General features: G+C 73.5%; 15 protein-coding genes and 2 pseudogenes. 8 read left to right on the top strand and 9 right to left on the bottom strand.

Translation table 11 applies throughout. The annotated features are described in order from the left end of the window. Positions 1–94 (top strand): annotated as a pseudogene (locus tag ACWDR3_RS43785) (NADH-quinone oxidoreductase subunit B family protein); the annotation flags it as partial. Here ACWDR3_RS43785 and ACWDR3_RS43780 read toward each other — a convergent pair. Then, positions 80–1,303, bottom strand: a pseudogene (locus ACWDR3_RS43780) (phage holin family protein); the annotation flags it as partial. The pseudogenes ACWDR3_RS43785 and ACWDR3_RS43780 overlap by 15 nt on opposite strands. 144 nt (positions 1,304–1,447) lie before the next feature. Then, positions 1,448–1,849 carry a hypothetical protein gene (locus tag ACWDR3_RS43775; protein ID WP_124001770.1) on the bottom strand — a complete coding sequence of 134 codons (402 nt, stop codon included), beginning with the start codon at positions 1,847–1,849 and terminating at the stop codon, positions 1,448–1,450. An 83-nt stretch (positions 1,850–1,932) separates the two neighbouring features. On the opposite strand from ACWDR3_RS43775, the gene ACWDR3_RS43770 reads away from it, so the two are divergent. The 3 genes from ACWDR3_RS43770 (at position 1,933) to ACWDR3_RS43760 (ending at position 4,399) form a co-directional block, all read left to right on the top strand. Then, on the top strand, positions 1,933–2,706 hold the full coding sequence (locus tag ACWDR3_RS43770; RefSeq protein WP_450358280.1) for an MBL fold metallo-hydrolase: 774 nt from the start codon (positions 1,933–1,935) through the stop codon (positions 2,704–2,706). Beyond that, on the top strand, positions 2,703–3,329 hold the full coding sequence (locus tag ACWDR3_RS43765; RefSeq protein ID WP_450358279.1) for a DedA family protein: 627 nt from the start codon (positions 2,703–2,705) through the stop codon (positions 3,327–3,329). Before ACWDR3_RS43770 ends, ACWDR3_RS43765 begins: the two co-directional genes overlap by 4 nt. Before the next feature lie 281 nt (positions 3,330–3,610). Continuing rightward, positions 3,611–4,399: an alpha/beta fold hydrolase gene (locus ACWDR3_RS43760; protein ID WP_450358278.1), complete on the top strand. Its 789-nt coding sequence runs from the start codon at positions 3,611–3,613 to the stop codon at positions 4,397–4,399. 26 nt (positions 4,400–4,425) lie between these two features. On the opposite strand, the gene ACWDR3_RS43755 is transcribed toward ACWDR3_RS43760, so the two are convergent. The 4 genes from ACWDR3_RS43755 to ACWDR3_RS43740 all read right to left on the bottom strand — a co-directional run bounded on the left by ACWDR3_RS43755 (position 4,426) and on the right by ACWDR3_RS43740 (position 8,809). Continuing rightward, positions 4,426–5,565 (bottom strand): MBL fold metallo-hydrolase, encoded by a 1,140-nt coding sequence (locus ACWDR3_RS43755; protein WP_450358277.1) that lies wholly within the window; start codon positions 5,563–5,565, stop codon positions 4,426–4,428. Beyond that, the gene (locus ACWDR3_RS43750; protein ID WP_450358276.1) at positions 5,562–6,809 is read right to left on the bottom strand and encodes an aminotransferase class I/II-fold pyridoxal phosphate-dependent enzyme; all 1,248 of its coding nucleotides are present in this window, start codon (positions 6,807–6,809) and stop codon (positions 5,562–5,564) included. Before ACWDR3_RS43750 ends, ACWDR3_RS43755 begins: the two co-directional genes overlap by 4 nt. A gap of 317 nt (positions 6,810–7,126) precedes the next feature. Then, a complete protein-coding gene (locus tag ACWDR3_RS43745; RefSeq protein WP_450358275.1) occupies positions 7,127–7,792 on the bottom strand; it encodes a hypothetical protein in 666 nt (221 codons plus the stop codon). 222 nt (positions 7,793–8,014) lie between these two features. Further along, the gene (locus ACWDR3_RS43740) at positions 8,015–8,809 is read right to left on the bottom strand and encodes an RNA polymerase sigma factor SigF (protein WP_450358274.1); all 795 of its coding nucleotides are present in this window, start codon (positions 8,807–8,809) and stop codon (positions 8,015–8,017) included. Between the two features lie 244 nt (positions 8,810–9,053). On the opposite strand from ACWDR3_RS43740, the gene ACWDR3_RS43735 reads away from it, so the two are divergent. Next, positions 9,054–9,446 carry a DUF2795 domain-containing protein gene (locus ACWDR3_RS43735; protein WP_450358273.1) on the top strand — a complete coding sequence of 131 codons (393 nt, stop codon included), beginning with the start codon at positions 9,054–9,056 and terminating at the stop codon, positions 9,444–9,446. 1 nt (position 9,447) lies between these two features. Here the strand turns inward: ACWDR3_RS43735 and ACWDR3_RS43730 are convergent, their stop codons facing one another. The 3 genes from ACWDR3_RS43730 to ACWDR3_RS43720 all read right to left on the bottom strand — a co-directional run bounded on the left by ACWDR3_RS43730 (position 9,448) and on the right by ACWDR3_RS43720 (position 12,179). After that, complete coding sequence (locus ACWDR3_RS43730) at positions 9,448–9,678, bottom strand: DUF6158 family protein (protein ID WP_450358272.1); 231 nt, start codon at positions 9,676–9,678, stop codon at positions 9,448–9,450. Between the two features lie 156 nt (positions 9,679–9,834). Then, a complete protein-coding gene (locus tag ACWDR3_RS43725) occupies positions 9,835–11,454 on the bottom strand; it encodes an ABC-F family ATP-binding cassette domain-containing protein (RefSeq protein ID WP_450358271.1) in 1,620 nt (539 codons plus the stop codon). Between the two features lie 77 nt (positions 11,455–11,531). Then, positions 11,532–12,179, bottom strand: a complete 648-nt coding sequence (locus ACWDR3_RS43720; protein WP_450358270.1) for a histidine phosphatase family protein — start codon at positions 12,177–12,179, stop codon at positions 11,532–11,534. Between the two features lie 71 nt (positions 12,180–12,250). Here ACWDR3_RS43720 and ACWDR3_RS43715 point away from each other — a divergent pair, with 71 nt between their 5' ends. From ACWDR3_RS43715 to ACWDR3_RS43705, 3 genes are all read left to right on the top strand, one after another. Further along, on the top strand, positions 12,251–13,738 hold the full coding sequence (locus tag ACWDR3_RS43715) for a phosphatase PAP2 family protein (RefSeq protein ID WP_450358269.1): 1,488 nt from the start codon (positions 12,251–12,253) through the stop codon (positions 13,736–13,738). A 171-nt stretch (positions 13,739–13,909) separates the two neighbouring features. Further along, positions 13,910–14,731, top strand: a complete 822-nt coding sequence (locus tag ACWDR3_RS43710; protein ID WP_450358268.1) for a class I SAM-dependent methyltransferase — start codon at positions 13,910–13,912, stop codon at positions 14,729–14,731. Positions 14,732–14,773: 42 nt separating this feature from the next. Then, positions 14,774–14,944, top strand: a complete 171-nt coding sequence (locus ACWDR3_RS43705; protein WP_280874305.1) for a hydrophobic protein — start codon at positions 14,774–14,776, stop codon at positions 14,942–14,944. Positions 14,945–15,098: the final 154 nt, after the last annotated feature.

Below are 15,098 nucleotides of genomic sequence, written 5' to 3'. Positions count from 1 at the left end.
CAACTACGCGATCGTCCAGGGCGTCGACCACATCGTGCCGGTCGACATCTATCTCCCGGGCTGCCCGCCGCGGCCCGAGATGCTGATGGACGCCAAGGATCAGCGCGAGCGAGCGGTCGAGCCGGGCGAGGACCTTCTCGGCGTCCCGGCTGTGCGGCCCGGAGTGGTGCGCCACCTCGTCGTACGCCACCAGGTCCGCGTAGACGGAGGTGCGCCCGGCGAACATGTCGCCCATCACCGCGGCGACCACAACGTCACGTTCGACGACGGTCGCGAAGGCGCGGACGAGGGGGTAGAGGCCACCGCGCTTGACGCGCGGGCGCTGCTTGCAGACGCGGGTGCGGGTGGACTGGCCGATCTCGCGGCCGACCTCGGCGACGAAGGACATCGCGGTGCGCACGGCGTTTGCGGGGTCGGAGAAGTACGCGAAGTAGCCCGCCCTGGACCGGTTCTCGCGGCCACGCCTGCGGGTGGCGATGGACAGGACGAGTGCCTGTTCGTCGGCGCCGCCGCTGAACAGGTTGCCGCGGCTGGCACCGTCGGCGCTGAGCAGACCGCCGTCACCGGTGCGCTCGACGGCCCGGCGCTGGAGTTCGGCGGCGCTGGTCGGCCGGTTGCAGACCATGACCTCGCGGGTGTCCTTCTCGTACCAGCGGAAGGCGGGCACGTCGAAGTTGCTGCCGTGCAGGATGCCCAGCTGGCTGGCGCCGGTCTGGCTGGACCAGTCGGTGCGCCACTGGGTGAGCCGGTGGCTGCCCTCCAACCAGCCGGCGACGGTCGGCATCAGGCCCTTGCCGACGGCGGCGAGCAGGACGTCGTGGCCGACGCCGTCGAGTTGCAGGAAGACGGTGCCGGGGCTGGACGGACCGGTCGGGCGGTCGCGGCGGCGGTCGGCGAGCCGGTAGAGGCGGCGCCGGTAGGCGTCGTCGTCGCGCACGGCCAGCGCACCGCCGGTGGCGGAGGCGACGGCCGACATCACGGCGGCCACCACGACGGCGGTCTCCGGAGCCACCTCGCCCCGTCCCGACGGATTGATCCGCAGCGCGATCAGCAGCAGGGACCCGTTGAGCACGAACACCAACAGGCCCAGGACCAGAGCGGGTACGAGCAGCAGCAGCCGTACGAGCAGCGGCCACACCAGCGCCGACAGCAGACCGAACGCGCCGGCGGCGAACGCCGCGGTGACCGCTATCCGGGTCGCGCTGTCGCCGTCCGGCGACTGGATCTGGAAGTCGGGCAGGATCCCGGCGAGCACGAGCATGGTGACCGTGGAGACGGCCCACACGGCGATGCTGCGCCCCATCTGACTGGCGATCCGCCGCCAACGCCCGCCACGCACGCCCTGCCACCTCACGTCCCGGCCCGACGCCGGAGCGGGCCCCTGTCTCCCTACCCTGCCACACGGCCCGGACCGACCGGTTTCCCGACCGGATCCGCCTGATTCGCGTCAGCGGCCGTCGTATCCGGCCGTCGGCATCGACAGGCGGCGGTGCACCCGCGCCTTCATCTGCGCGTCGTAGGCGGGCTCCGCGGATCCCACGGTCTCCACCCGCACCCCGCGTCGCGCGCACTCCGCTGTGAACTCCTCGACGGACGACAGCGCGCTCTCCAGGACCCGGCGGCTGGGCGCCACGAACAGGTCGGACCCGGGACGGACCCCGTCCCACAGCACGCAGTGGTCGGCCCGCAGTCCCCGGACCAGCAGCTCCCGGCTGACGATGTAGCCCCGCTCGGCGGCCCAGCGGGCACACATGGCGTGCTGGCTGCGGGAGTCCACCAGGAAGGGATCGTCGTCCAGCTCTTCGAGCGGCGTCAGACTCGCGATCGCAGTGACCCGCACCGGTCCCATGGCGTCCCCCTCACCTCCGGGTTTCGCCGCCGACCCTACTCCAGCCCGTAGGCTTCGGGGAGTCGCGCGAAGGAGGCAAAGAGGTGCCGGTGGAGATCACCTGGTGGGGTCACGCCACCTGCACGGTCGCGGACTCGGGCGTACGTGTGCTCACCGATCCCCTGTTCGCACGCCGGCTCGCGCATCTGCGCCGCCGGCGCGGGGCGGTCCCGACGGCCGACGCGCGGCGCGCGGACCTGGTCCTGGTCTCCCATCTGCACGCCGACCACCTGCACGTTCCCTCCCTTGAGCGGCTCGATCCGGGCACGCGCCTGCTGGTGCCCCGGGGCGCACCACGGGCGGTGCCGGGGCTGCGCCGGCTCACGCACCTGTCGGTGACCGAGGTGGCGGCCGGGGACGTGATCCCGGTGGGCGAGGTGGCGGTACGGGTGGTGCCGGCGCGGCACGACGGACGGCGGCTGCCGGTCGGCCCGCACCGCTCGCCCGCGCTCGGCTACGTCGTCGAGGGCGAGGCGCGGACGTATTTCGCCGGGGACACCGGCCTGTTCGACGCGATGGCCAAGGAGGTCGGGCCGGTCGACGTGGCGCTGCTCCCGGTCGGCGGCTGGGGCCCGCATCTCGGCGAGGGGCATCTGGACGCCGGGCGCGCGGTCGAGGCGCTGGCCCGGCTGGCGCCGCGCAGTGCGGTGCCGGTGCACTACGGCACGTACTGGCCGATCGGGATGGACGCGGTACGGCCCCATGAATTCCACGCCCCCGGCGAGGAGTTCGTCCGCATCGCGGCCGAGCGCGCGCCCGACGTGGCCGTGCATCTGCTCGGGCACGGGGAGAGTGTGCGCGTGGGGGTCGCCCGGTGATAGCGCTGGCCGCGGCCTCGACGACGACCGCGCCCGAGACCGCGCAGCAGGCGATCGGGTACCCGACGCTGTTCCTGCTGGTGCTGCTCGGGGCGCTGGTGCCGGTGGTGCCGACGGGGGCGCTGGTGAGTTCGGCGGCCGTGGTCGCCTTCCACCAGACCGCGCCGCTCGCGATGGTGCTGGTCTTCGTGACGGCCTCGCTGGCCGCGTTCCTCGGGGACGCGACGCTGTACTGGCTGGGCCGGCGGGGCCTGCACTCGAAGAACGGTTCGCGCTGGCTGGAGGCGATCCGCTCCAGGGCGCCGGAGGAGCGCCTCACCCAGGCGCAGGAGAAACTGGCCGACCACGGGGTGGCGGTGCTGATCCTGTCCCGTCTGGTCCCGGCGGGCCGCCTCCCGGTCATGCTGGCCTGCCTCCTGGCCCGCTGGCCGATGCGCCGCTTCGCCCGCGGCAACCTCCCGGCCTGCCTTGCCTGGGCCGCCACCTACCAACTCATCGGCGTCCTCGGCGGCTCCCTCTTCAACGAGCCCTGGGAGGGCGTGGTCGCCGCGGTCGCCCTGACGGTGGTGATCAGCACGGCGCCGAGCCTTTGGCGGCGGGTGCGGAGGCCTAGGACGGCGTAGGGCGGGGTGTCTTACGGCGCCCCTTCGGTGCAATGAGGCTGAGGGAACCGCATGCGGCCGGGCCACCGGGTCGTCGCGACGCACCCGGGCAGCGGGGACGGAGGGCGCAGCGCGGTTCGGATGCTGCGGCGGCTCGCACAGACTCCAGGGCGCGGAGGCAGAACGCGGCTCAGGCGCTGGCGTATCGCCCCTGGGCTCCGCGCGCGGCGTGGCGGGAACGCGGTATCTGTCGGCGGGTCGGCGCGTACCCGGCTCGGGGGTCGGCGGGCTACGTTCGGGCGATGCCACAGATCAGCTATCGGGCCGGGGACGGCTGCGTCCTGTACGCCACCACGTTGGGCGACGGCCCGCCCCTGGTTCTTCTGCACGCGGGTGGGCCCGATCACCGGAGCATGGTGCCGTTGGCCGAGTTGCTCGCCGACCGTTGGCTGGTGGTCCTGCCCGACCTGCGGGGGTACGGACGGTCGGTGTGCCGGGATCCGGGGTGCTTCACCTGGGACCGGTACACCGAGGATGTGATCGGGCTCCTCGATCATCTCGGGCTCCCGGACACCGTGTTGGCCGGTGCGGGTATCGGGTCCACGATCACGCTCAGGACCGCGGCCGCGTACCCGGCACGCGTGCGGGCCGCCGTGCTGATCGGGGTCGAGGACATCGAGGACGACGAGGCGAAGGAGGCGGAGATCCGGTTCCTCGAAGCGTTCGCCGAGCGGGTCGCGGCCGACGGCATCGAGGCGGGCTGGGCGCCGATCCTCGCCGCGTTCCCTCCCGTCGTCGAGGACATGGTGCGCGACGCGATCCCGCGCTCCGACCCCGCCAGCATCGTGGCCGCGGCGGCGATCGGCCACGACCGTTCCTTCCGCAGCGTCGCCGAACTGGCCACGATCACCGCGCCGACCCTGGTCTTCCCCGGCACCGACCCTCGCCACCCGACCGCGTTGGCCGAGGAGGCCGCCGCGACTCTCCCGCGCGGCGAACTGGCCACAGTCCGGATCGACGGAGAACTCCGCACCGCCGAGGACCTGGCCCGCGCGACGGCCCCCACGATCCGAGCGTTCCTCGGACCGTAGAGGCCTGTGTTCGCCGATCTCTCCGCTCACTCCCCCAGCACGCGCGACCCACCCACCGGCAGATCCCACAGGTCTTCCCGCGCGAGACCCGCCTTCTCCCAGGCCGTGCGCACTCGGGTCAGCGGTTCCAGGACCGGCTCGGCGGAGAGGACGAACGTGCCCCAGTGCATCGGGGCCATCCGGCGAGCGCCGAGGTCTTGAGCCGCGCGGACCGCCTCCTCGGGGTCGCAGTGGACGTCGCTGAGCCACCAGCGGGGGTCATAGGCACCGATGGGCAGCAACGCGAGATCGATGCCCGGATAGCGGCGGCCGATACGGTCGAACCAGTGGCCGTACCCCGTGTCGCCTGCGAAGTACACGCGCTGTCCGTCGCGGGCGGTCAGCACCCAACCGCCCCACAGCGTGCGGCAGGTGTCGGTGAGGGAGCGCTTGGACCAGTGGTGGGCGGGGACGAAGTCGAAGCGCACGCCGCCCAGTTCGGCCGCCTCCCACCAGTCCAGTTCCGTCACGGCGGTGAATCTGCGGCGGCGGAACCAGCGTGCGAGTCCCGCCGGCACGAACACCGGGGTGTCGCGCGGGAGTCGGCGCAGGGTGGGGGCGTCCAGGTGGTCGTAGTGGTTGTGGCTGATGACGACCGCGTCGATGCGCGGCAGGGCGCTCCAGGCGACGCCGACCGGGGTGATGCGGGCGGGCGTGCCGAGGATGCGGCGGGACCAGACCGGGTCGGTGAGGACGGTGAGGCCGCCGATCCGGACGACCCAACTGGCGTGTCCCGCCCAGGAGACGGCGATCGTGCGGGCGTCGACTCGGGGCAGCGGGCCGGGTTCGAAGGGGAGCCGGGGGATGTCGGCGAGGCCCTCGCGCCCGGGGCGCACGGAACCCTCGCGGGCGAATCGGGCCGTGGCCTTGAGGCCGGGCAGCGGGGCGGTCAGTCGGTCGTGGAAGGTCCGCGGCCACACCCGCCGCTCGCCCAGCGGACGGGGCTCGGCGAGGGGCGGGGAGGGCGGCGGCGGTGCCAGCGGGGACAACGGTGTCATCGGAAGCGCGGAAGGCATGGATGTCTGCGGTGACGTGGAGGACAGGGCGGCCGGATCGCCGGCACCCCTGGTGGCCGTACTCGCACTCATGGCCGTACTCGTGGTGGTCGACTCTGACTGCTGCGTCATCGAGGAGGCTCCCATCGCTGAGCGTCGTCGCGGAGATCGTCGAAGACCGACTTCAGTCGGATCAACGCGCGTTGCACGTGTGGCAGTTCCAACGGCGTGGGTGACGTGAGGCATTCCGCGCGTTCGTCGTCCGTACGGCCCAGCAGCGGGCCGGTGGACAACCGGACGCGCAGGGCGCCGAGTTCGTCGCCGAAGCGGTGACCGCCGGGCGCGGGCATGCCGAGCCGGGCGGTGAGGAAGTCCTCCAGCTCCTGGGCGTCGCCCACGCCGTGCGCGGTGAGCGCGGGGCGCAGCGGGTCCAGGTCGACGTACAGGTGGCGGCCCGCCTGCGGGGGACGGGACACCGCGCCGGCCTCGACGACGGCGTGGTGCGCGGCGGCGGCCACGCGCGCGTGGAGGCGTACGGCGGCGGCGAGGCGCGCGGTGACCGGCGCGGGTTCCGTCAGGGCGTACGCGGCCGGCGCGGCCACCGGACCGGCGATATGGGCGCCCATGGCGGTGAGTACGTCGAGCACGCGCGCGTGGAGGGCGGTTCCGGCCTCGTCTGCCGGGAAGCGGGCGATCGCGGCCGGCCAGCCCGCCGGCAGCAGGGCGCCGGCCAGGTCGGTGACGACGGTGACCCGGTCGGGCCGCATCTCGGCGGGGCTGAGCTGCACGGAGTCGTGCGGGGCGTGCACGGTGTCGCGCCAGGTCTCGTCGCTGACGACGTGCAGGCCCTCCTCGACGGCGGCCTCCACGCACGCGTGCAGCACGTCGGGCGGCGCCACGGTCGCGGTCGGGTCGTCGGCGACGGACAGCACGAGCAGCCGCGGATCACCGCCCTCGGCCCGCACCCGGCGCACGGTCTCCAGCAGGGCGTACGGATCCGGCACACCCCCGCACTCGGCCGGCGTCGCCACATGGAAGACGGGCCGGCCCAGCAGTCGTGCGTACGGCGCCCACCAGGAGGCGCACGGCCGGGGCACCAGGACGTCGCCGCCGAGCGCGGCGGTCAGCGCGAGCAGCAGGGCGGGGGCGCCGGGTCCTGCGGCGACTCCGGCGGGTTCGACGGGCAGTCCGCGGCGCTGCCAGTAGCCGCAGGCGGCCTCCCGCAGCGCGGCGCCGCCGCCGACCGGCTCCCCGTCGGCGGTGGTCGCCGCGGCCGCGAGCCGGGCGCCGAGTTCGGGCAGCACGGGCAGCCCGTCCTCGGGGAGGTGCGGCCCGTAGCGCACGGGACCGTGGCCTTCCGGGGCCGTCCGCCGCATACGTACCTCCGCGCCGTGCCTGCTGCCGTGTCGGTCGCCCTCGGAGACCGTGGGGCGTCCGTCCTCCCCCGGCCTCGTCTGCGCCCCCGGCCCCGTGTCCATCCCCGTCCCCCCGTCCGGTGCGTCCGCGCCTGGTAAGCCGCCTCCCCGTCCTCGCCCGACGCGCTGTCCCCGTCCCCGCCGCCACACCCGGTGCCGAGCGGTGCGTACGAGGCGGGTCGTGCCGTCGGGTGCCGTGCACCCGGCGTGACTGACGCCGAGAGGTGTCGGCAGGGTTGCTCCGGTCACCCGGGCGGTGCCGGACGCGGGCCGCGGGGTCACCTGTCCACGGCGGCGCCCCGGTGGCGCAGCCGGTAGGCGGCGGCGCCCAGGCCGCCCGCGATCAGGACGCCCCCGGCGACCAGGGCGGGCACGGAGTCGGTGAACGTGCCGCCCTCGCCGGCCTGGACGCCCCGCTGGACCGGGGCGGCGGCGCAGTCTTCGGTGCGCGGCTCGGCCCAGGTCTGGGCGTGGGGTTCGGCGCAGGTCCGGCCGCCGCCGTCGCCGCCACCTCCGCCGCTGCGGGTCACGGTGAAGGTGGCGCTCCAGGCCTTGCCCTGGCCGCCGGGTGCCGCCGGGCAGGTGCCGTCGACGGTCCACGCGGAGTCCCGGGTCACCGCGCTGGGGCCGCGGTCCGGGAAGTCGTCGGCGGGGGCGATGCGGGCGGTGCCGCGGTAGGCGGGCCCGGCGATCGTGTCGTCGTTGCCGGCCACGCGCTGGAGTTGCACGGTGCCGTCGTCGAAGGCCTGCGAGGTGGCGTCCAGGGTGGCGGGCGCGGGCCCGCTCGTGGCGTCGCAGGAGACCGAGACGGTGACGCTGCCGCCCGGTGAGACGTTGCTCGGGCTGACCTCCGCGGCCGGGTCCGCGAAGGCGGCCGAGGCGGCGGCGCCGAGCGCGGCACCGGCCAGGGCGGCGGCGGACAGGACACGGGCGGTGCGGCGCATGGGAAGGGCTCCTTCGGCCGGCGGCTGCGGGGACACGGAGTTCGTGCCCCCGCAGCCATCACAGCCCGCCCGACGGCGCCGCGCGCGCGGCCGGACACCATTCGCGGGACGCGCACGGCCGACCGGGTGACATGCGAGGTGCTCCCCCGCGGGCCCGACGGCCCGCGACCCCCTGCCCCTGCCCGGCGACCCCCTGGCCCCATGCCACCGCGCCCCCGGGGTCTAGGCCGCGCCGCTCATGACCTGGTCGCGCACCTGGCTGCAGCAGCGGTTGATGAGCCGGGAGACGTGCATCTGGGAGATGCCCAGCTGCTCGGCGATGCGGCTCTGGGTCATGTCGTCGAAGAACCGCATGTAGAGGATGGTCCGCTCGCGCTCGGGCAGGGCGGCCAGGCGGGGCGCGACGGCCTCGCGGTCCACCACCGTGTCCAGTCGGCCGTCGGGCGCGCCGAGCGCGTCGCTCAGGGAGTAGCCGTCGTTGCTGCCGGGCAGCTCCGCGTCGAGCGAGAGCGCCGTGAAGCTCTCCAGCGCCTCAAGTCCTGCCCGCGCGTCCTCCTCACTCATGTTCGCCTGCGCGGCGATCTCCGCGACGGTGGGGCGGCGGCCCGAGATGGTCTGGGACAGGTCCTGGCTGGCGAACCGGACCCGGTTGCGCAGGTCCTGGACACGGCGCGGCACGTGCACGGTCCACATATGGTCCCGGAAGTGCCGCTTGATCTCGCCGGTGATGGTCGGCACGGCGTAGCTCTCGAAGGCGTTCCCCAGCGCGGGGTCGTACCGGTCGACGGCCTTGACCAGGCCGAGGGCCGCGACCTGGCGCAAGTCCTCGAAGCTCTCACCGCGGCTGCGGAAGCGTCCCGCGAGCCGGTCGGCCATCGGCAGCCAGGCCTCGACCAACTTCTCGCGCAGGGTGTCCCGTTGCTGCCCCGCGGGCAGCGCGGCGAGCGTACGGAAGGCCTCCGCGGTGTCGGGGGCGTCGTCGTGCGGGTGGTGCTTCGCGCTCACTTTGGTGGGCATGGTTGCGTCGCAACTCCCTCGGTGCTGCTTTGGGTGAAGGTCACCGTGGGAATCGCGGCCGGAATCCGGACGGACACGGCCGGGGCGGCGATGGAGCCGTTTCCCACGGACGTGCCTCCGGTCCGAAGCACTTGACCTCCGCCTGCCCTCGACTTCTCCGGGCAAACACCCGTGTCGGCGACCGCAGTTCGGGTACGCGCCGCACACGCACCGAAGATCCGGTCCGTAGACCCAGGAGGGACACATGCAGCGAGGCAGCAACCGGCTCAGCGCCCACCGCGACGAGGAGTTGAAGCACGAACTCCGGGACCTGCTCAGGTCCGGCCGTCCCGCACAGGCCGAGGAGTGGCACGGCTCCGAGCCGGCCGCCGAGGACGACCCGGAGCTCGCGGGCGGTCCGGTCGCACCCGGCAGCCCGTCCGCGCCCCCGGAGGCGATCCGCCTGGAACTCTCCCGCTATCTGGGCCGCCACTCGTTCCCGGCCGACCCGCTCGCCCTGGCCCTCACCCTCCAGGACGCGCACGCGCCCGACGCCCTGGCCGACCCGGTGGCACGCCTGCCGCACACGGCCCGCTACACCACCGTCCAGGAACTGACCGACGCCCTCGTCGCCGCGGACCCCGAGCGGCGCGGGTAGGTCAGCCGCCGGAGGACCGCTCCCGGGCGCCTTCGCGTGTGCGGCCCGCGGCGACCATGCGCTCCGGATTGCGGCGCAGGAACTCGCCCTCCAGTGACGCCATGCGGACGTTGTGGGCCCGCAGGGCGTCGACGGAGCCGTGCAGCAGGGTGTCGTGACGCGTGCGGTGGATCGTCTCCAGCTCCTTCATGAGCTGTTGGTCGTCCAGTCGGCTGGGCTCGACTCCGGTCATCGTGGTGCCCCGCTCGTCGTGGGTACGGCTCCGGAAGGGTGCCCGCGGAGCCGGCGTCTCCTCATCCACTGTACGAACAACCGCGCCCCCGGTCCTCCGAAGCGGCACAGCGACCCCGGACCCGCCCCGGGCACGCGGCCCCGCCCGGCCTCTCGCCTAGCGGGCCCGCTCCACCCGCCGCTCGTCCCACACCGGCTCCGGTGTCTCACGGACCCGGCCGTCGCTGCCGAAGACCAGGTAGCGGTCGAAGGAGCGGGCGAACCAGCGGTCGTGGGTGACCGCGAGGACCGTGCCGTCGAAGGCCTCCAGGCCCTCCTGGAGCGCCTCGGCGGACTCCAGGTCGAGGTTGTCGGTGGGCTCGTCGAGGAGCAGGGCGGTGACGCCCTCCAGTTCGAGCAGGAGGATCTGGAAGCGGGCCTGCTGGCCGCCGGAGAGGCGGTCGAAGGTCTGCTCGGCCTGGTTCGTCAGCTCGTAGCGGCGCAGTCGGGACGAGGCGGCGCCCCGGTCCTGGGAGTGCTCCGACCACAGGATGTCCAGGAGCTTGCGGCCCCGCAGTTCGGGGTGGGCGTGGGTCTGGGCGAAGTGGCCCGGCACCACCCGCGCGCCCAGCTTCCACTCCCCCGTGTGCGCCACCTCCTCGCCGGCCAGCAGCCGCAGGAAGTGCGACTTGCCGGAGCCGTTGGAGCCGAGGACGGCGACGCGCTCGCCGTAGAAGACCTCCAGGTCGAAGGGCTTCATCAGACCGGTCAGCTCAAGTCCCTTGCAGGTGACGGCCCTTACGCCGGTGCGGCCGCCCTTGAGCCGCATCGTGATGTCCTGCTCGCGCGGCGGCTCCGGCGGCGGTCCCGCCTCCTCGAACTTCCGCAGCCGGGTCTGCGCCGCCTGGTAGCGGGAGGCCAACTCATGGCTGATGGAGGCCGCCTGACGGAGATTCAGCACCAGCTTCTTCAGCTGCGCGTGCTTCTCGTCCCAGCGGCGCCGCAACTCCTCGAAGCGGGCGAAGCGTTCACGCCGGGCCTCGTGGTACGTGCCGAAACCGGCGCCGTGCACCCAGGCGTCCGCGCCGGCCGGCGAGGGCTCGACGGAGACGATCTTTTCGGCGGCACGGGAGAGGAGTTCACGGTCGTGGGAGACGAAGAGCACCGTCTTGCGGGTCTCCTTCAGCCGCTCCTCCAGCCACCGCTTGCCGGGCACGTCCAGGTAGTTGTCCGGCTCGTCGAGCAGCAGCACCTCGTCGGCGCCCCGCAGCAGCGCCTCCAGCACCAGCCGCTTCTGCTCACCGCCGGAGAGCGTGCTCACCTGCCGGAACTGCGCCTTGTCGTACGGCACACCGAGCGCGGCCATGGTGCACATGTCCCACAGCGTCTCGAACTCGTAGCCGTGCACCTCGGCCCAGTCGGACAGGGCCTGCGCGTACTGGAGTTGGGCCGCCTCGTCGTCGACGGTCATGATCAGGTGCTCGGCCCGGTCGACGGCCTTGGCCGCCTCCTGGATCCGCGGCGGCGCGACCGACACCAGCAGGTCGCGTACGGTCGTCTCGTCCCGTACGGACCCCACGAACTGCCGCATCACGCCGAGGCCGCCGCTGACGGTGACCGTCCCGCCGTGCGGTTTCAGCTCGCCGGAGATCAGCCGGAGCAGGGTCGTCTTGCCCGCGCCGTTGGGCCCGACCAGGGCGACGACGGCCCCTTCGCCCACCCGGAACGACACATCGCCGAGCAGCGCCCTCCCGTCGGGGAGGTAGTACTCAAGATGTGCGGCTTCCAGATGTCCCATGAACAGGCATTCTGCGGGCCGCCCGGCGGGTCGGGCAAACCGTTATCCCGCCGGTCCAAGCTCCGGAAACGCGGGCTCTAACCCAGCGCCTGCCCGGCCGGTCCGCCCTCGCCGGCCGGGGTCACCACCGCGCCCGCCCAGGAGACGGCCTTCCAGCCGTCGGTGGGCGAGCCCTCCAGGACGACGACCCCGGTGTTGTCGAGGGGGTGGGCGGCGGCGAAGGGGACGTCGACGTTGTCGGCGCGGGCCGCGGTCCACATCCGGATGGCCGCGCCGTGGCTGACCATGGCGACCGTCCCGGCCCCGCTGTCGGCGGCCTCGGCGACGACCGCGTCGTAGCGGGCGAGCGCCTCGACGCCGTTCTCGCCGCCCGGCATCCTCAGCTCGGTGTCCCCGGCCGCCCAGGCGAACACCGTGCGCATGTAGATCTGGGCCCGCTCCGAGCCGCCCGGCAGCATCTCCAGGTCGCCCGCGGACAGCTCGCGGATGCCGGCCCGGACGACCACGTCCAGGCCCCGCGCGGCGGCCAGCGGGGCGGCCGTGAGCTGCGTACGGACCATGGTGGAGGCGTAGAGGGCCTCGATGTCCTCGTCGGCGAGTGCCTCGGGCAGGGCGGCGGCCTGCTGCTGGCCCAGGTCGGTCAGACCGGGTCCCGGGATTGCCGTGTCGAGGACGAAGGCGACGTTGGACGGCGTCTGGCCGTGGCGGACGAGAATCAGACGCATGCGGGGACCCTTCGGGTGTCGGTTGCCGTCCGCCGGACAAGAAACGGCGAGTTCAGGGTAGCCGGGACCGTATGAGCCCAGACGTCGACCTCACCCTTCCCAGGCCCGGCCTGCATCCGCTGCGGGACCGGCTGCTCGCGCTCGACTCCAGGCTGTTCGAGTTCGCTGCCGAGCGGAACTGGCCGGCGGCGGAGCCCGTCCTGCCGCGGCTGAGCCGAGCCGCGAACCACGGTGTGCTGTGGTTCGCCGCGGCGGCGGCGATGGCCGCGGCCCGCACCCCGCGGTCCCGTCGCGCCGCCGCCCGCGGGCTCGCCTCCCTCAGCGTCGCCTCGCTGACCATCAACACCATCGGCAAGCGGTCGATACGGCGACCGCGCCCCGTCCTGGACCCCGTACCGGTCGCCCGGCAGCTGAAGCGGCAGCCGATCACCACGTCCTTCCCCTCCGGTCACGCCGCGTCGGCGGCGGCCTTCGCGACCGGGGTGGCCCTGGAGTCGCCCTCCTGGGGCGCCGCGATCGGCCCGATCGCCTTCTCGGTGGCGATGTCCCGCGTCTACACCGGCGTCCACTTCCCGAGCGACGTACTGGCGGGCGCCGCCCTCGGCACGATCGCCGGATTCGCCGTACGGGGTCTGGTGCCCACCCGGGTCCAGTCGGTGTCGCCGGCCCGGCCCCGCAGCGAGATGCCGACCCTGCCGGACGGCGAGGGTCTGGTCATGGTCGCCAACACCGCCTCGGGCACCGCCGACCGCGTACGCGCGCTGAGTGACAGTCTGCCGCTGGCCGAGATCGTCGAGAGCGAACCGGCCGACATACAGGCCGAGTTGGAGAAGGCGGCGGCCCGCGCCACGGTGCTCGGCGTGTGCGGCGGCGACGGCACGGTGAACACGGCGGCCGAGATCGCCCTGCGCCACGACCTGCCGCTCGCCGTACTGCCCGGCGGCACCCTCAACCACTTCGCCTACGACCTGGGCGTGGAGGACGCCCGCGCCCTGGCCCGCGCGATCCAGGGCGGCGAGGGCGTGCGGGTGGACGTCGCCCGGTTCGACGCGGGCGCCGTCAAGGGCATCTTCCTCAACACGTTCAGCCTGGGCGTCTATCCGGAGCTGGTGCGGGAGCGGGAGCGCTGGTCGGACCGGATCGGCGGCTGGCCGGCCGGGGTGCTCGGGGCGCTGCGGGTGCTGCGCACGGACCAGCACCCGCTGCAGGCCGAGGTCGGCGGCAAGGCCCACCCGCTGTGGCTGCTGTTCGTCGGCAACGGCACCTACCACCGGATGGGCCTGACCCCGGGCCGCCGGCTCGACCTCGCGGACGGCCGGCTCGACGTCCGCGTGGTGCACGGCGGCCGACGCCCCGCGCTGCGGCTGCTCGCGGCGGCGGTCGCGGGCCCGCTGACCCGCTCCCCCGCGCACGCGGCGGTCCAGGTCACGCGCCTGCGCCTGGACGGCGTGGCTCCGGGGACGCTCCTCGCCTACGACGGCGAGGTCACCGAGGTGGCCGGCCGAGTGACCCTGGAGAAGCTGCCGCACGCGCTGCGGGTCTACCGCCCGCTGCCGTGATCCCCTCGCCTCGCCGCCATGTGGACTGACGGGTCTCAGAAAATCTGACAGACCGTCAGTCCACATTGCAATATGCGGGTCTCATCATTCGGCATGCGCGCGTACCGTGAGACGCACCGCCGACGGGGCCGCGAGCGCCTCGCGAGCAGGTACGTCGAGAGGGGACCAGCCATGTCCAGGCCGCAGGAGACCGCCGTCTACACGCACGGCCACCACGAGTCGGTGCTGCGTTCGCACACCTGGCGGACCGCCGCCAACTCCGCGGCCTACCTGCTCGGTTCACTGAAGCCGCACATGAAGATCCTGGACATCGGCTGCGGCCCCGGCACGATCACCGCCGACCTGGCGGAGCTGGTCCCCGACGGACACGTCACCGGCGTCGACCAGGCGCCCGGCGTCCTGGAGCAGGCGCGGGCGACGGCGGCCGAACGGGGCCTGGACAACGTCGACTTCGCGGTCGCCGACGTCCACGCGCTGGACTTCCCGGACGACACGTTCTGCGTGGTCCACGCCCACCAGGTGCTCCAGCACGTCAGCGATCCGGTGCAGGCGCTGCGCGAGATGAAGCGGGTCACCAAACCGACCGGGTTCATCGCCGTCCGCGACGGGGACTACGCGGCCATGACCTGGTACCCGGCGTCCCGAGGGATGGACGACTGGCTGGACCTCTACCGGCGGGTGGCCCGGGCCAACGGCGGCGAGCCGGACGCCGGGCGGCGGCTGAAGTCCTGGGCGCTGGCGGCGGGACTGACCGACATCACGGCGACCTCGTCCACCTGGACCTTCTCCACCGCCGAGGAACGGGCATGGTGGAGCGGCCTGTGGGCGGACCGGACGCTGGCGTCGGCGTACGCCGAGCAGGCCACGGAGGGCGGCCACGCGACCCCCGAGCAGCTGCGGGCCGTGTCCGAGGCCTGGCGGGAGTGGGGGCGTCAGGAGGACGGCTGGTTCTCCGTCCTGCATGCGGAGATCCTGTGCCGGAAGGACGTCTGAATCTCCGTCTTCGGGTTACTCGGAGGGCAGGAGGTTCACAACATGGTTCCGATTCTGCTTGTCCTGCTTCTTGTCCTGGTTCTCTTCGGTGCCGGCTTCGCGGTGAAGCTGCTCTGGTGGATCGCGCTGGTGGTTCTGGTGCTGTGGGTGCTCGGCTTCCTGATGCGCGGCACCACATCGGCCGGTGGCCGGAGCCGTTGGTACCGATGGTGAGTCGGTCCCCATGACGGGTCACCTGACGAGTCACCCGCGGTGAGCCGGGGGGGGGGGGGGGGGGGCCGGCCCCCCCCCCCCCCCCGCCCACAACAAACCGCAACACACAAAAAAAAACCAACAAACAAAAAAAGAAATATCTGTGTTTTTTATT

The organism is Streptomyces sp. NPDC001002, from assembly GCF_053599215.1.
This window is presented reverse-complemented; position numbering and strand designations above follow the sequence as displayed.

Excerpts from the sequence above, each read along its gene's own strand:
- ACWDR3_RS43775 (WP_124001770.1), bottom strand. The coding sequence starts at position 1,849 with ATGGGACCGGTGCGGGTCACTGCGATCGCGAGTCTGACGCCGCTCGAA.
- ACWDR3_RS43760 (WP_450358278.1), top strand. The coding sequence starts at position 3,611 with ATGCCACAGATCAGCTATCGGGCCGGGGACGGCTGCGTCCTGTACGCC.
- ACWDR3_RS43755 (WP_450358277.1), bottom strand. The coding sequence starts at position 5,565 with ATGACGCAGCAGTCAGAGTCGACCACCACGAGTACGGCCATGAGTGCG.
- ACWDR3_RS43750 (WP_450358276.1), bottom strand. The coding sequence starts at position 6,809 with ATGCGGCGGACGGCCCCGGAAGGCCACGGTCCCGTGCGCTACGGGCCG.
- ACWDR3_RS43745 (WP_450358275.1), bottom strand. The coding sequence starts at position 7,792 with ATGCGCCGCACCGCCCGTGTCCTGTCCGCCGCCGCCCTGGCCGGTGCC.
- ACWDR3_RS43740 (WP_450358274.1), bottom strand. The coding sequence starts at position 8,809 with ATGCCCACCAAAGTGAGCGCGAAGCACCACCCGCACGACGACGCCCCC.
- ACWDR3_RS43735 (WP_450358273.1), top strand. The coding sequence starts at position 9,054 with ATGCAGCGAGGCAGCAACCGGCTCAGCGCCCACCGCGACGAGGAGTTG.
- ACWDR3_RS43730 (WP_450358272.1), bottom strand. The coding sequence starts at position 9,678 with ATGACCGGAGTCGAGCCCAGCCGACTGGACGACCAACAGCTCATGAAG.
- ACWDR3_RS43725 (WP_450358271.1), bottom strand. The coding sequence starts at position 11,454 with ATGGGACATCTGGAAGCCGCACATCTTGAGTACTACCTCCCCGACGGG.
- ACWDR3_RS43720 (WP_450358270.1), bottom strand. The coding sequence starts at position 12,179 with ATGCGTCTGATTCTCGTCCGCCACGGCCAGACGCCGTCCAACGTCGCC.
- ACWDR3_RS43715 (WP_450358269.1), top strand. The coding sequence starts at position 12,251 with ATGAGCCCAGACGTCGACCTCACCCTTCCCAGGCCCGGCCTGCATCCG.
- ACWDR3_RS43710 (WP_450358268.1), top strand. The coding sequence starts at position 13,910 with ATGTCCAGGCCGCAGGAGACCGCCGTCTACACGCACGGCCACCACGAG.
- ACWDR3_RS43705 (WP_280874305.1), top strand. The coding sequence starts at position 14,774 with ATGGTTCCGATTCTGCTTGTCCTGCTTCTTGTCCTGGTTCTCTTCGGT.